This is a genomic window from Bradyrhizobium sp. (assembly GCF_035273305.1).
Classification (GTDB): Bacteria; Pseudomonadota; Alphaproteobacteria; order Rhizobiales; family Xanthobacteraceae; genus Bradyrhizobium.
In genome coordinates this window covers 1-13088 of the sequence record NZ_DATEPI010000211.1, presented here as the reverse complement: position 1 = coordinate 13088, position 13088 = coordinate 1, and the positions used below count along the sequence as shown (strand labels likewise).

The following is a 13088-nucleotide window of genomic DNA, read 5'->3' as shown; positions in this document are numbered from 1 at the left end:
CAAGACGCAGCACGTTGCCGAGATAATTGCTCTGGTCGCGGTCAAGCGTAACAGTTCTGCCCGCCGCCAAAGGCGCGTCGACGAACAACCGGGGCCGGCGAAAATCATGTGGCGGCATGCTCGACATTCCAATTCCGGCCGCCTTTTAGCCCAATCGAGCAAAATTGCCTCAATAATTGGTTGAAGGGGCGGTCTAGCGTCGCGCTGTTGCCAAATTCGCCGGGTTGTTAAGAAGCGGCAGGAATCGTAAAAAGCGGTGGTCGAAATCACTCTTCTCTCGGGTAGAAGTTCGGGACCGTATGAGCTTGCCGGAGGAACTGCCTTTGATCATGCGCCGTTTGATTGTGCCGCTCACCATGGCGGTTCTAGCCGTCCATGTCGGTCAGGTGCGGGCGCAGGGCGCGTTTCCGGCGCCGTTACCGGGTCAAGCCCTCATCAAGAACGATCCCGCATTTCCACCGGTCAATGGCGCCGCCCCGACCGCCTCGATCAGCGCCGCTCCTAGCTCATTTCCGGCGCACGGTGCGGCCCCAGTTACTGGCTCGGCCTTCGAGCGCCCGGCTGCGCCAGCGCAGGGTGGGGCCGCCGCTGAGGCGTGCATGAAAGCGTTCGTGCCGTTGCGGGAGGAGGCGGAGAAGCGTGGCAAGCTAATCAAGGCCGCCAGTGAACGTCACGCCTCCCCGGAGGAGGCCTGCAAGCTGATCAAGAATTTCGGCCAGGCCGAGATCAAAATGATCAGTTATGTGGAGAGCAACTCCGCGAAATGCGGGATTCCGCCGCAGATCGCCGACCAGCTAAAGAACGGGCACAAGAATACGGACAAGATGCAGAAACAGGTGTGTGCGGCCGCGCAGCAAGCCCAGCAAAGAGCGCCAGCCGGCCCCAGCCTGAGCGAAGTGCTTGGTTCGTCGGCCGCGCTTCCGGAAGCGACGGTGACCAAGAAGGGCGGCAGCACGTTCGACACCTTGAACGGCAACGTCCTCACCCGATGATCCCCAAAGCATGAGCGACGCGGCGAACCGCGTTGCTGATGCCAGTGGCAACTGGGTTGACACCCGCGCGCCGCGATGGTCCAGGCCCTATTTGCGGCTCGCACGCTTCGATCGGCCGATCGGCTCATGGCTGTTGCTGTTGCCATGCTGGTGGTCCGCGGCGCTCGCCGCTGGAATTGCGAACAGTATCGGCCAATTGCCCCGCATCATTACTTTGTTCTTGATCGGCGCTTTCGTGATGCGCGGTGCCGGCTGCACCTGGAACGACATCACCGATCGCGATCTGGACGCAAGAGTAGAAAGAACCCGTTCGAGGCCTATCCCCGCGGGGCAAGTGAGCGTGCGCCAGGCTGTGTTTTTTCTGGCCGCTCAGGCTTTGATTGGTCTTTTCGTGTTGCTGCAGTTCAATCGCTTCGCAATGGCGATCGGAATCGCTTCGCTGATCATCGTCGCGGTCTATCCATTTATGAAGCGGATTACGTGGTGGCCGCAGATCGTGCTGGGCTTGGCCTTCTCTTGGGGCGCACTCATGGGCTTCGCGGTGACGCTCGGTCGGATTGATGCGACCGCAATCGCGCTCTACGCCGGCTCGATCGCGTGGGTAATTGGCTATGACACGATCTATGCGCACCAGGACACGGAAGATGACGCGCTGATTGGGATCAAGTCGACCGCGCGGCTGTTTGGCGCCCGCACGTCTCAAGCGTTGCTGGCGTTTTATGGGCTGGCTGTCGTCTTGATCGGTTTGTCCCTCGTGCTTGCCGGCGCCGGCTTGGCAGCATGGGTCGGGCTGGCGGCGTTCGCCCTCCATCTCGCCTGGCAGATTAGCCGGTTCCAGATCGGTGATCCCGCTCGGTGCTTGCAGCTATTCAAGTCCAACCGCGATGCGGGACTGCTGCTGTTTGCTGGCCTGCTCGCCGATGCCGCGATGCGAGTCGGGTAAAACGCTGCCGCACCAATAGAAAGAAAAACGCCGCATCTAGCGCCGCGCGGGCGAAATCAATTCGCTAGTTTCGCGCGATGATCTCGCGTTCGCCCTGATGAATGTTGGCAGCGTTGAGCAGATCGCCGCAGCGCCTTCGCACCAAGAATTTCGGACGCCTCGCGCGGATCGCATTGTGACGCCGCCGCCTCGGAGCCGGTTCACGGACATCTTCATGCAATTGCGGAAGCGCGAAGATGTCGCTCCACATCTGCCAGGCGGTCGCGATCTCGTCGGGATCGGAACTAACGCAGAGCGGAATGGTCAAGGAAGGATCGCGATGCGCCAGCACCAGCATCTGCGCGTCGTTGACATCGCGCAGCGCAACGCCGCGAAAATCGCGTACGCGGACGTTGACCGCCATTCGCATGCCGTGGACGGCACGACGCAACACAACGCGTTCGCGATGAAGTTCAACACTCCGTACGCCGCCGTCCGCGCGTATGTCATGCGCATCGAAGCTGACCGGTAAGGAAAGAGGGTCGAGCCGCAACACGCGGCTCGACCCGGCGGAATTGATCCCGCCCGTTTTTGTTTGACGCCTCACGGCTTGTCTCCCCGCCGGAATTATGCTCCCCGGTCGATAAGGCGAGTTTGCCAGAGGCCATTGCGAAACCGCTTAAAAAGCTCGGTTAACTGGGTGTCACTCCGACTGCTTTCATCCACATGCTTGACAACGGATTGGCTCACATGATTGACGGAAGATTGCGGTGGGACCGAAAATCTTTCGTTTCAAGTGAGTAATATTGCTTGAAATCATTGTGAATCGGGCACATTTCAAGGACTCACTGATTTGCATGGCGCCCCCGTCAATCTTCTTTCATCGCCGGATTCTGTTCGTGATCTCTTCACCATCCGCTACTTCAGCGCATTCGCCGAAATCCGCTGCCTCAGACCTTTTCGATCAATCCGCCTTGAGTGCCCTCGCGCAACGGCTCGTCGAGGCGGCAAAACGCGCCGGCGCCGATGCTGCCGACGCCGTTGCGGTCCGCGGTATTTCGCAAGGCATCGAACTGCGGGACAGTCGCGTTGAAGAATCCGAACGCTCGGAAAGTGACGATATCGGATTGCGAGTGCTGGTAGGGCAGCGACAGGCAGTAATCTCTACCAATGATATCAGCGGCGACGGCATCGCCAAGCTCGCCGAACGCGCGGTTGCGATGGCGCGTGTCGCGCCCGATGACAAGTACGTCGGACTTGCCGATCCGTCATTGCTGGCGCGCGAATTTCCCGATCTCGATCTGCTTGACCCCGAAGTGCCCACCACATCGGAGCTTGAACGTCGCGCCGCGGAAGCCGAAGCTGCGGCGCTCGCGGTCAAGGGCGTCACTAAATCGGGCGGCGCTTCAGCGTCAACGGGTATCGCTGGCATGGTGCTGGTGACCTCCACGGGCTTCCAGGGCTCGTATTTGCGCTCGAGCCAGGGCATCGCCATGACCGCCATCGTCGGTGATGGTACCAGCATGGAGCGTGACTACGATTTCACGACCGCGCCGCATGCTTCCGATCTCGCCTCGCCTGAGAGCGTTGGCCGCAAGGCCGGTGAGCGCACGGTGGCCCGCGCCAATCCGCGCAAGGTTGAGACCTGCAAGGTGCCGGTGGTGTTCGATCCCCGAGTGTCCGGTTCGTTGGTCGGCCATCTGATCAGCGCGGTGAACGGCTCCTCGATTGCACGCAAAACCAGTTTCCTGAGGGATCGTCTGGGGCAGCAGCTGTTTTCCAAGAACATTCGCGTTATCGACGATCCATTGCGGGTTCGGGGCTTGCGCTCGCAATCGTTTGACGCCGAGGGCGTGAAAGTCAAAAAACTGGCTATCATCGACGAGGGCGTGCTGACGTCCTGGCTGCTGGATTGCGCCACGGCGCGTGAACTCGGACTGGTCACCACTGGCCATGCCCATCGGGGAGTATCATCGTCACCGTCACCTGGGCCATATAACCTGCACCTCGAAGCGGGCGAGCCGAGCCCGACCGAATTGATCTCCGATATCAAGCAGGGGTTCTATGTCACCGACCTGATCGGCTCCGGTGTCAATGGCGTGACCGGCGACTACAGCCGCGGCGCGTCCGGCTTTTGGATCGAGAACGGCCAGATCACCTTTGCGGTGAGCGAAGTCACGATCGCCGGCCATCTGCTCGAAATGTTCAAGACGCTGGCGCCTGCCAATGATCTGGAATTCCGTTACGGCGTCAATGCTCCAACTGTGCGCATAGAGGGGTTGACGGTTGGCGGACGTTAGCGGAGGCATCGCGCGCGATGAATTTCTGATCCGCGATGCGGCGCTGCTAAAGGACACCGTGCACGAGGCAGGCGCGCTGGCGCTCTCGCTGTTTCGAACCGAATTGAAGAGATGGACCAAGGGCGCCTCGTCTCCGGTTTCAGAGGCCGATATTGCCGTTAACGACCTGCTTGAAAAGCGGCTGCGCTCGGCCACACCAGATTATGGCTGGCTCTCCGAGGAAAGCGTCGACGACAATTCGCGCCTTGCCAGGCGTTTCGTATGGATCGTCGATCCCATAGACGGCACCCGTGGATATCTCGCCGGCCGCGAAGACTGGTGCGTAAGCGTGGCACTGGTAGAGCATGGCTTACCGGTGCTGGCCGCCGTGTTTGCCCCTGCGAGCGAGGAGTTCTTCTTTGCCGCGCGTGGGCAGGGTGCCGTGCTCAACAGTCTGCGGGTGCATGTGACACAAGGCGCGGAGCTGGATTTTGCCCGCATCGCCGGGCCGAAGCCACTGGTGGAGCGGCTCAGGTTTTCCGAACATGAAATTATCCTGCATCCCCGAATCGGATCGCTGGCGCTTCGGCTTTGCCGCGTCGCGCAGGGAAGCCTGGATGCCGCTTTTGCCGGTGGACAAAGCCGTGACTGGGATCTTGCCGCGGCCAATTTGATCGTGCAGGAAGCGGATGGTAACATGACCGCGTTATCGGGGGATGCGCTCGTCTACAATCGCCGCGAAGTCGGGCATAGTATGCTCGTGGCTGCGGGCCGCGATCGTCATGCACGCATCGTCGAGCATTTTCGACGACAGCCAGTCCCCTGAACACCGACGCGTTTTGCAAAGCTTGCCTCGCGGCACCGTGCTAGAAGGGGAATCATGGCGGATAGTGCCCAGCAGCAACTGCTTCACCTGGTTCTCGGGGGCGAGCTGACGGATCTCGGTGGCACCAAGTTCAAGGATCTGGACAAGGTCGAAGTCGTCGGTGTCTTCCCTAATTACGCGACCGCTTACGCGGCCTGGAAGGCGAAGGCGCAACAGACTGTGGATAACGCTCACATGCGCTATTTCATCGTGCACCTCCACCGGCTGCTCGATCCAGGTCAAGACGCGAAGCCCAGTTGAAAAAGCTGGTTCGCAATCTGCTGCGCAGCAGCCGCGTCCAGCGCGCGGTCGGATTTCTCGCCGCCGAGTACCTCCGGATTGTCTGGCGCACGAACAAATTCACTATCGACCCGCCTAACATATATGAACGTGTCGAACCGCAGCAGCCCGCGATCTTTGCGTTCTGGCATGGCCAGCATTTCATGACACCGTTCATCAAGACCAAAGAAAGTCATCGGGCCAAGGTGCTTATATCGCGGCATCGCGATGGCGAATTCAACGCGATCGCCGCCGAGCGCCTCGGCATCGGTACTATTCGTGGTTCCGGAGATCACGGCGGCGCGTTTCATCGCAAAGGCGGCGTCGGAGCTTTCAAGGAGATGGTACGTGCGCTGGAGGACGGCTATAACGTCGCTGTTACCGCCGACGTGCCGAAGCGCTCGCGTGTCGCGGGACTGGGCATCATCATGCTGGCGCGCGAATCCGGACGGCCCATCATGCCCTTTGCGATGGCGACCAGCCGTTTCCTCAGGTTGAAGAATTGGGATCGCACTACCATCAATTTGCCATTCGGGCGGGGCGCGTTGGTGGGCATCGAAGAGATTTTCGTGCCGGCGGACGCGGATTCCGCGACCATGGAATCACTGCGCGTAAAGCTGGAAGCCACTTTGAACGAAGCGACCCGTCGCGCTTACGCGCAGGTCGGCCGTCCGGAACAGGCCGCCTATGGCTAATTCACTGCCGATGACACTGCGGCTTTACCAGACACTGTCCTCAGCCGTGGTGCCGTTCGCGCCGGTGCTCATCAATCGCAGGCTGAAAAAGGGCAAGGAGGATCCGGCACGGGTCGACGAGCGCCGCGGCATGAGCGAGGACATTCGGCCGCACGGACCATTGGTCTGGATTCATGGCGCGAGCGTCGGAGAGGTGCTGGCGGCGGCGGCTCTGATTGAAAGGTTGCGCGCGCTCGATCTGCGCATTCTGTTGACCTCGGGTACGGTTACGTCGGCCGCCATCGTTGCCAAACGATTCCCGCCGGACATCATTCACCAATATCTACCGTATGATTCACCCCGTTATGTGGCCCGCTTTCTCGATCACTGGCAGCCAAGCCTTGCGTTGTTCATCGAATCCGATCTCTGGCCGAACCTGATCCTGTCGAGTGCGGAACGTCGGCTGCCCATGGTCCTGATCAACGGCCGCATGTCGCATCGGTCCTTCCCGCGCTGGCGCAGATTCGCCGGGACGATCTCCGCACTGCTTGGCCGATTCGACGTCTGCCTAGCGCAGTCCCAAATCGATGCCGAACGCTTTGCCGCGCTCGGCAGCCTCAACGTGGTTACCACCGGCAATTTGAAGCTGGATGTACCGGCGCCGCCCGCCGATCCGGCCAAACTGGATCGGCTGCTGACCATGACGCGCGGCCGCCCAATCATCGTGGCAGCCTCTACTCACCCCGGCGAGGAAGATATTTTGCTTGAGGCGCACCGGAGGCTTGCGCGGTTCTTTCCGTCGCTATTGACCGTGATCGTTCCGCGGCACCACAAGCGCGGCGAAGCCATTGCCCGGAGCATTCCCGCGTCCCGGCTCCACGTGGCTGTGCGTTCGCGCGAGGAACTCCCAAGCGCGACCACTGACGTCTACATCGCCGATACCATGGGCGAACTCGGATTATTCTACCGGCTTGCCCCGATCGTTTTCATGGGCGGATCCCTGATCGAACATGGCGGGCAGAATCCGATCGAAGCGGTGAAGCTCGGCGCTTCGATTGTGCATGGACCTCACGTGTTCAATTTCAGCGATATCTATGATGCGCTGGACAATGCCGGCGGCGCCAGAAGAGCCGAAACGCCGGAGGCGCTGGTGAAACAGCTGGGGCAGCTGCTGGCGGACACTGCGGCACGGGAGGCATCGGTTGCTGCCGCGGCGCAGGTGGTCGGAGAACTTGGCGGCGCGCTCGATCGGACGCTGACCGCGCTTGAGCCGTACCTGTTGCAAGTGCAGCTCGAAAGGGGAGCGGCGAATGCGTGAGCCGGAATTCTGGTACCGGCCACCGTCTCTCATGTCCTTATTGCTGAGCCCGCTTGGCACGCTCTACGGCATGATCACCGGTCGCCGAATGCTTCGCACGGGCTTTGATGCCGGCGTTCCCGTGCTCTGTGTCGGCAACTATCACCTCGGCGGCGCCGGCAAGACCCCGTTGGTTCTGGCGTTGACCAAGCTGCTGCGCGATATCGGCGAGACCCCGATCGTACTCAGCCGCGGGTATGGTGGAAAATTGCGCGGCCCCATTCTCGTTGATCCCTTGGTCCACGAAGCTGCCGATGTCGGCGACGAGCCGCTTATGCTAGCCGGAACTGTCCCGGTGGTCGTCTCGCGCGATCGCGTCGATGGCGTGGCTTTGGCCCGGGCCCGGAATGCCAGCGCAATACTGATGGATGATGGTTTCCAGACCCCCGCGATCGCGAAGGATGCCTCGTTGATCGTGATCGACGCCGAGCGTGGCCTCGGCAATGGCAAGGTGTTCCCCGCCGGCCCGTTACGAGCGCCGCTGCGGCCGCAACTTGCCCGCACCGACGCGCTCATCGTGATCGGCGGCGGTTCTGCCGCCGCAGCTGTTGCGGATGCCGTTGCCGCGCACGGCAGGCCGGTGCTATCGGCGCAAATCAGACCGCATGAGGCATCTCTGGCAACTGTCCGCGGTAAGCGGGTGCTGGCTTTCGCCGGTATCGGCGATCCCGGACGATTTTTCAGGACGCTCCGCAATTTCGGGATCGAGGTCGCGAGAGAGCGAGCGTTTCCGGATCATTGTCCATTTTCCAAAGATGACATTGAAGGCTTGATCGCCGAGGCGAAGCAGGACGCACTGACATTGGTAACGACCGAAAAGGATATGGTGCGGCTTCGGAGCGTCGAGGCACAGCAGATCGTGCCGTTTGCTATAACGTTAGAGTTCGAAGAACCGTCGCGAGTGCGCGCGTTCGTCGCGGATCGATTGTTTCAGGCGCGTGCGAAAAAATTTCGCGGCAGCAGCTAAGCCCGCGTTTTTGACGCGGCGGCCGGGAAATGCCGCTGCAGTACCGCGCTCGGGAGCGCGTAAGGTTCCTGCAGATCGACGCTCCAGTATTTGAGCTCGTCCAGCGGTATTCGGACATCCGTCACGGCACAGCGCACATAGGTCCCCGGCGAAATCACGCGGAAGTCGCCGTCAAGATATTGTACCTGTGCTTCACCATGTCCCGAGGGGCCGAATTTATTCAGCACGAATGACGTCTCCGATACGTTCTTCATGGCCGCCGAGCAGCCCGTTTCGTAACGCGCTCTAGCATAAATAGGTCATGCTGTCCGCTCGTCAAACCCACCTATTTGTGATGAAATTTGCGACCTGCACATGCTAGCGTTCCGCGAGCAATGAAACGCTGTTATCAGGCGCGATGACGATCCGGCAATTTCGATGCGACTTTTATCAGCAATCACAGTTCTGACGCTGTTCGGCTGCGCAGCGCAAGCATCTCCGGCTCTCGCTCCGCACGAGGTCGATATACCCTCCGAGAGCGGCGTGTTGCATGCACAGCTTTACAGGCCAGGCGGTGACGGTCCGTTTCCGGTGGTGATCGCGCTGCACGGCTGCGGCGGGCTAGGCGGCCATTCCGAACCAGTCCAACCGCGCTACAGGGAATGGGCCGAGCAATTGCTCAGGGAAGGCAACGCGGTGCTGATGCCGGACTCCTATGGTTCGCGTGAACTTGGCCCGCAATGTCGTGTGAAGGAGCACAAGATTCATGCTCGCCGAGAACGGGTCGCCGACATCATGGCTTCCAGGCAATGGCTGTTGCAGCAACCATGGGCGGCCCGCGACCACATTAGCCTGTTGGGATGGGCCAACGGCGCCAGCGCGCTTTTATGGGCGGTACGACCGCAGCTTCCCTCACGGGGTATCCAGCCCGACTTTCGCTCTGCGGTCGCGTTCTATCCGGACTGCCGCATTTCGTCCGGGCTCGGATGGAGCGCAAGAATTCCGACGCTGCTTCTGATCGGGGCCAAGGACGACGTCAGTTCGCCGCCAGCGTGCCGTCAGATGGTTGATGGCGCACGCGGCCGTAGCGCCTTGACGCGGATTATCGTCTATCCCGGTGCCTACCATGATTTTGACCGGGCAAACTTTCCGCTACATGCGATTGTGGGAGCGTCCGATAGTACCGTGCCGGAACGCGGCCATCTCGGTACCGATGCGGAAGCGCGCGCCGATTCGCAAAAGCGCGTCACGGAATGGCTGGCGCGGTGAACGCACCCTGCGTCTCTAGAACAGGCTTCCCTGGCCAGCCGGTTTGATGGCGCGCTTCGCAACGGCGGCCTTTGGCTCGCTCGAAACACCCTTTGTCGCATTCGTTGCCGCCGGGCGGTTTCCATCCGCGGTCGCCGCGATGCGTCCATCCGAAAACTCCACGTCCAGCCGTGAGCCCGGTGCGACGCTGGCAGCAGTGTGGATGGCGTGGCCTCCCGCATCCCGCACCAGCGCAAAACCGCGCGCGAGCACGGCGCGATAGGAAAGCGCTCCCAGTAGCTGACCGTTATTTGCAACCCGCGCCTGAAGGCGCAGCGTTGCCGTCAACAATGCGCGCCGTGCGCGCTCGGCCAGCCGCAGCACCCGTTCGCGGTCGCGCGCGATGTTCTGACGCTGCGCCTGCGCGTTCGAGAGCTTTGAGGCCTGCAGCCTGATCGCAAGTCCCGCAAAACGATCCCTGCGATTTGCCAACAGCCCGCGGCCCGAATGCGTCATGCGTTCGCCGGCTACAATCAATCGGTGCTGGGCTTGGGTGAGCTGTGCCCGCAATACACGCACCGTCAATCGTGCGCTGGCTGCTGCAAAACGGCGGAAATGCGCGTGTGTGTTCGCTTTCAGCGCCCGGGGCAGGGAAGCAGTGACGCTGTCCAGCCGCTGCCGGGGAATGGCCAGCAACTCGCCCGCGGCAGGCAGCGCGCGCGCGGCGGCGCGCAACTCGTTGCGGCGGGCTTCCTGGGCTCGTTGCCAGCACAGCAGCCTCCGTCGCGCCAACCCATCCACCTCGATGAAGAGTTCGCTTCGCACCGGAACTGCCATTTCGGCGGCGGCTGTGGGGGTGGGCGCGCGCCTATCGGCGGCAAAATCGATCAGCGTAATATCGGTCTCGTGGCCAACCGCCGAAATCAACGGGATCATGCTGTTGGCCGCGGCCCGCACCACAATCTCTTCGTTAAAGGACCAGAGGTCCTCCAGAGAGCCGCCGCCGCGCGCTACGATCAGAAGGTCAGGTCGCGGAACTCTGCCGAGTTGGGGAAGCGCATTAAAGCCACGGATCGCCGCCGCTATCTGTTCGGCGGAGCCTTCGCCCTGGACCCGAACCGGCCACACTAGCACCCGGCGCGGAAACCGGTCTTGCAGGCGGTGCAGGATGTCGCGGATGACGGCGCCGGTCGGGGAGGTGACGACACCGATCACTTCCGGCAGCCATGGTAAAAGCTGCTTACGTGCTTCGTCGAACAATCTCTCCGCGCCGAGCTTGCGCTTGCGCTCCTCCATCAACGCCATCAGAGCGCCGATACCGGCAGGTTCGATCGCCTCGATCACGATTTGATATTTTGAGGATCCCGGATACGTAGTCAGTTTGCCGGTGGCAATGACCTCGAGGCCTTCCTGCGGCTTGAAACGCATTCTAGCGTGAGCGGTCTTCCAGATCACCGCCTCGATTTTCGCGTTCTCGTCCTTGAGCACGAAATAGCAATGACCTGAGGAATGCGGGCCACGAAAGCCGGAGATTTCGCCACGCACGCGGACATGACCGTAGGCATCCTCCACCGTCCGCTTTAGCGCGGACGACAGCTCGGACACCGTGAATGCCGGCGCGTTCTTCAGCGGTTCAGTGGCGGTCATCTCGCCCAATCGATTCAAGGTTTTTGAGTGTCTGCGCAAGGTAGGAATTTCAGGCTCCACCGCAAATCGGCATTTGCAAACCATGGACTCTATGATATAGAGTACTCTGTTGTTTCTAGTAAATTTGGCACTCTGGAGCATTTTCATGCCGGCAAAAATCATTTCAGCAAGCCTAAGGGTCGCTATCGGATGCCTTGCGGTTCTCGGGCTGGCCGGTCTGGTCCTGGCCGGAATGGTTGCCCGGGCGCCCCGGCAGCCTCAGGAACTGACGTCGATCTCGGCTGCCCGCAAATCCGTGGATTTCAGTACGCTGCCTGCAATCGAGCGTTTTCAGGCCCGGGACGGGACCTTCCTCGGCTTCCGCCATTATCCGCCCTTCGGGCGCGCCAGCGGTCAGGTAGCCGTCGTGATTCACGGCTCTTCGGGTTCGAGCGCGGGCTCAATCCATGCCCTATCCGTTGCTCTGGCAAAGCGCGGAGTGGAATCGTTCGCAATCGACATGCGTGGACATGGAACGTCAGGCACGCGGGGCGACATCGGTTATGTTGGTCAGCTCGAGGACGATCTCGCCGACTTTGTCGGCGTCATCCGGAAGACGTCTGCCACAGCGCTACTGACGCTGATCGGACACTCCTCCGGTGGCGGCTTCGCGTTGCGGGTTGCCGCTTCGCCGGTCCAGGACCTGTTTGACCAGACCGTACTGCTCGCTCCATATCTCGGCTACAACGCGCCGACCAACCGTCCCAATTCCGGCTGGGCCAGCGCCGCTATTCCGCGCATTATCGCCCTGTCAGCGCTCAGGGCCGTAGGCATTCACTGCTGCGAGGCGCTGCCCACCCTGGCGTTCGCGGTGCCTCCGAATTCCAGCCAGACTCTGGTGCCGACCTATACCGACCGGCTGATGCGGAATTTCGCCAATCATCCAGACTTCCGCGCCGACATCGCTGGCGCAACCAGGCCGGTGACAATTATCGCGGGCGCGGACGATGAGCTGATGCTGGCGGACAAATATGCGGAGGCCGTGCGCGGAGCTTCGCGACCGGTTAAAGTGAAGCTGATTGAGGGCATCAACCACATGGGAATCGTGAGCGACCCCGCGGCCGTTTCCATAGTTGCGGACTATATCGCGGCAGCAGGTTTGAAATCATGACGAGCATAGACGCAAAGGAAGCGGCTTCCGCTCTGTCCGATATCGATTCCGTGGCGCGCCGTGTTCGGCAATCGACGATTTACCAGCTCTCCAGCCTGTTCATCATCACCTGGGGCGTGCTGGTCGTGGCGGGCAACCTCGCGTCCTTTGTCTGGCCACGCTCCGCCGGCTTTTCCTGGCTTGCTGTTTACCTCGCGGGGATCGCGGGCTCATTCGCGATCAGCGCAATCGGTTACTCCAGAACCGGCATCCGCATCTTCGATATCCGTATCCTCATTGCGTTTTTGCTGTTCATCGCGTTCGGGATGTTCACTTGCTGGCTCGGTCACGTAACGGCCCCGCGCCAGATAGGCACGTTCTGGGCGATGTATTTCATGCTGGTGTACACCATTGCCGGGCTGTGGATCGGGCACGCCTACGTCGCAATCGGTCTTTCGATTACCGCGCTGACTTTGGTCGGTTACTTTTACCTGGGCCACTGGTTCGAGCCGTGGATGGCACTGGTGAACGGCGGAGGATTGATCCTGGGCGGGCTCTGGATGCGCCGGAACTGAGGATTGGCTGACTTGGACGAGATCATTCATCAGCCGTTGCGGCTGAAGATCATGGCAGCGCTGAACGCGATTCCGCCTGCGGCACCCGGTCTGGAATTCTCCCGCCTCAAGCGGCTGACGGGCGCCACCGATGGCAATCTCGGCGCTCATATCGAGACTCTGGCGAGAGCCGGCT

At 61.1% G+C, this 13088-nt stretch carries 15 protein-coding genes and 1 pseudogene; 12 read left to right on the top strand and 4 right to left on the bottom strand.

Features of this window, described 5'->3' with window-relative positions; all coding sequences use genetic code 11:
- A pseudogene (locus VJV58_RS14415) lies at positions 1-118 on the bottom strand (16S rRNA (uracil(1498)-N(3))-methyltransferase); the annotation flags it as partial.
- A gap of 208 nt (positions 119-326) precedes the next feature.
- Here VJV58_RS14415 and VJV58_RS14410 point away from each other — a divergent pair.
- Together VJV58_RS14410 and ubiA are read left to right on the top strand one after the other, a co-directional pair.
- A complete protein-coding gene (locus VJV58_RS14410; protein WP_324138038.1) occupies positions 327-992 on the top strand; it encodes a hypothetical protein in 666 nt (221 codons plus the stop codon).
- Between the two features lie 10 nt (positions 993-1002).
- Positions 1003-1935: a 4-hydroxybenzoate octaprenyltransferase gene (gene ubiA, locus VJV58_RS14405; RefSeq protein WP_324138035.1), complete on the top strand. Its 933-nt coding sequence runs from the start codon at positions 1003-1005 to the stop codon at positions 1933-1935.
- A gap of 64 nt (positions 1936-1999) precedes the next feature.
- Here the strand turns inward: ubiA and VJV58_RS14400 are convergent, their stop codons facing one another.
- Positions 2000-2521, bottom strand: coding sequence for a DUF6101 family protein (locus VJV58_RS14400; RefSeq protein ID WP_324138034.1), 522 nt, complete (start codon positions 2519-2521; stop codon positions 2000-2002).
- Positions 2522-2771: 250 nt separating this feature from the next.
- Here VJV58_RS14400 and VJV58_RS14395 point away from each other — a divergent pair, with 250 nt between their 5' ends.
- From VJV58_RS14395 to lpxK, 6 genes are read left to right on the top strand one after another with little or no spacing between them, the layout of a single operon-like run.
- Entirely contained in the window at positions 2772-4214 is a 1443-nt protein-coding gene (locus VJV58_RS14395) for a TldD/PmbA family protein (protein WP_324138033.1), read from the top strand.
- Positions 4201-5019 (top strand): 3'(2'),5'-bisphosphate nucleotidase CysQ, encoded by an 819-nt coding sequence (locus tag VJV58_RS14390; RefSeq protein WP_324138032.1) that lies wholly within the window; start codon positions 4201-4203, stop codon positions 5017-5019. Before VJV58_RS14395 ends, VJV58_RS14390 begins: the two co-directional genes overlap by 14 nt.
- A 54-nt stretch (positions 5020-5073) precedes the next feature.
- Entirely contained in the window at positions 5074-5319 is a 246-nt protein-coding gene (locus VJV58_RS14385; protein ID WP_324138031.1) for a DUF4170 domain-containing protein, read from the top strand.
- Positions 5316-6032 carry a lysophospholipid acyltransferase family protein gene (locus VJV58_RS14380; RefSeq protein ID WP_324138030.1) on the top strand — a complete coding sequence of 239 codons (717 nt, stop codon included), beginning with the start codon at positions 5316-5318 and terminating at the stop codon, positions 6030-6032. Before VJV58_RS14385 ends, VJV58_RS14380 begins: the two co-directional genes overlap by 4 nt.
- Positions 6025-7329 carry a 3-deoxy-D-manno-octulosonic acid transferase gene (locus VJV58_RS14375; RefSeq protein WP_324138029.1) on the top strand — a complete coding sequence of 435 codons (1305 nt, stop codon included), beginning with the start codon at positions 6025-6027 and terminating at the stop codon, positions 7327-7329. Before VJV58_RS14380 ends, VJV58_RS14375 begins: the two co-directional genes overlap by 8 nt.
- Positions 7322-8335, top strand: a complete 1014-nt coding sequence (gene lpxK / locus VJV58_RS14370; RefSeq protein WP_324138028.1) for a tetraacyldisaccharide 4'-kinase — start codon at positions 7322-7324, stop codon at positions 8333-8335. The genes VJV58_RS14375 and lpxK overlap by 8 nt, the downstream gene beginning before the upstream one ends.
- Here the strand turns inward: lpxK and VJV58_RS14365 are convergent.
- Entirely contained in the window at positions 8332-8562 is a 231-nt protein-coding gene (locus VJV58_RS14365) for a DUF2093 domain-containing protein (RefSeq protein ID WP_324138037.1), read from the bottom strand. The genes lpxK and VJV58_RS14365 overlap by 4 nt on opposite strands.
- A 190-nt stretch (positions 8563-8752) precedes the next feature.
- Between VJV58_RS14365 and VJV58_RS14360 the strand changes: the two genes are divergently transcribed.
- Positions 8753-9583 (top strand): dienelactone hydrolase family protein, encoded by an 831-nt coding sequence (locus VJV58_RS14360; RefSeq protein WP_324138027.1) that lies wholly within the window; start codon positions 8753-8755, stop codon positions 9581-9583.
- Positions 9584-9598: 15 nt separating this feature from the next.
- Here VJV58_RS14360 and xseA read toward each other — a convergent pair whose 3' ends face one another.
- Complete coding sequence (gene xseA / locus VJV58_RS14355) at positions 9599-11209, bottom strand: exodeoxyribonuclease VII large subunit (protein WP_324138026.1); 1611 nt, start codon at positions 11207-11209, stop codon at positions 9599-9601.
- A gap of 145 nt (positions 11210-11354) precedes the next feature.
- Here xseA and VJV58_RS14350 point away from each other — a divergent pair, with 145 nt between their 5' ends.
- From VJV58_RS14350 to VJV58_RS14340, 3 genes are all read left to right on the top strand, one after another.
- The gene (locus VJV58_RS14350) at positions 11355-12359 is read left to right on the top strand and encodes an alpha/beta hydrolase (RefSeq protein ID WP_324138025.1); all 1005 of its coding nucleotides are present in this window, start codon (positions 11355-11357) and stop codon (positions 12357-12359) included.
- Positions 12356-12913: a hypothetical protein gene (locus VJV58_RS14345; RefSeq protein WP_324138024.1), complete on the top strand. Its 558-nt coding sequence runs from the start codon at positions 12356-12358 to the stop codon at positions 12911-12913. Before VJV58_RS14350 ends, VJV58_RS14345 begins: the two co-directional genes overlap by 4 nt.
- Before the next feature lie 3 nt (positions 12914-12916).
- Positions 12917-13088 (top strand): transcriptional regulator (locus tag VJV58_RS14340; protein WP_324138036.1); only part of this gene is annotated, 172 nt, incomplete at its 3' end.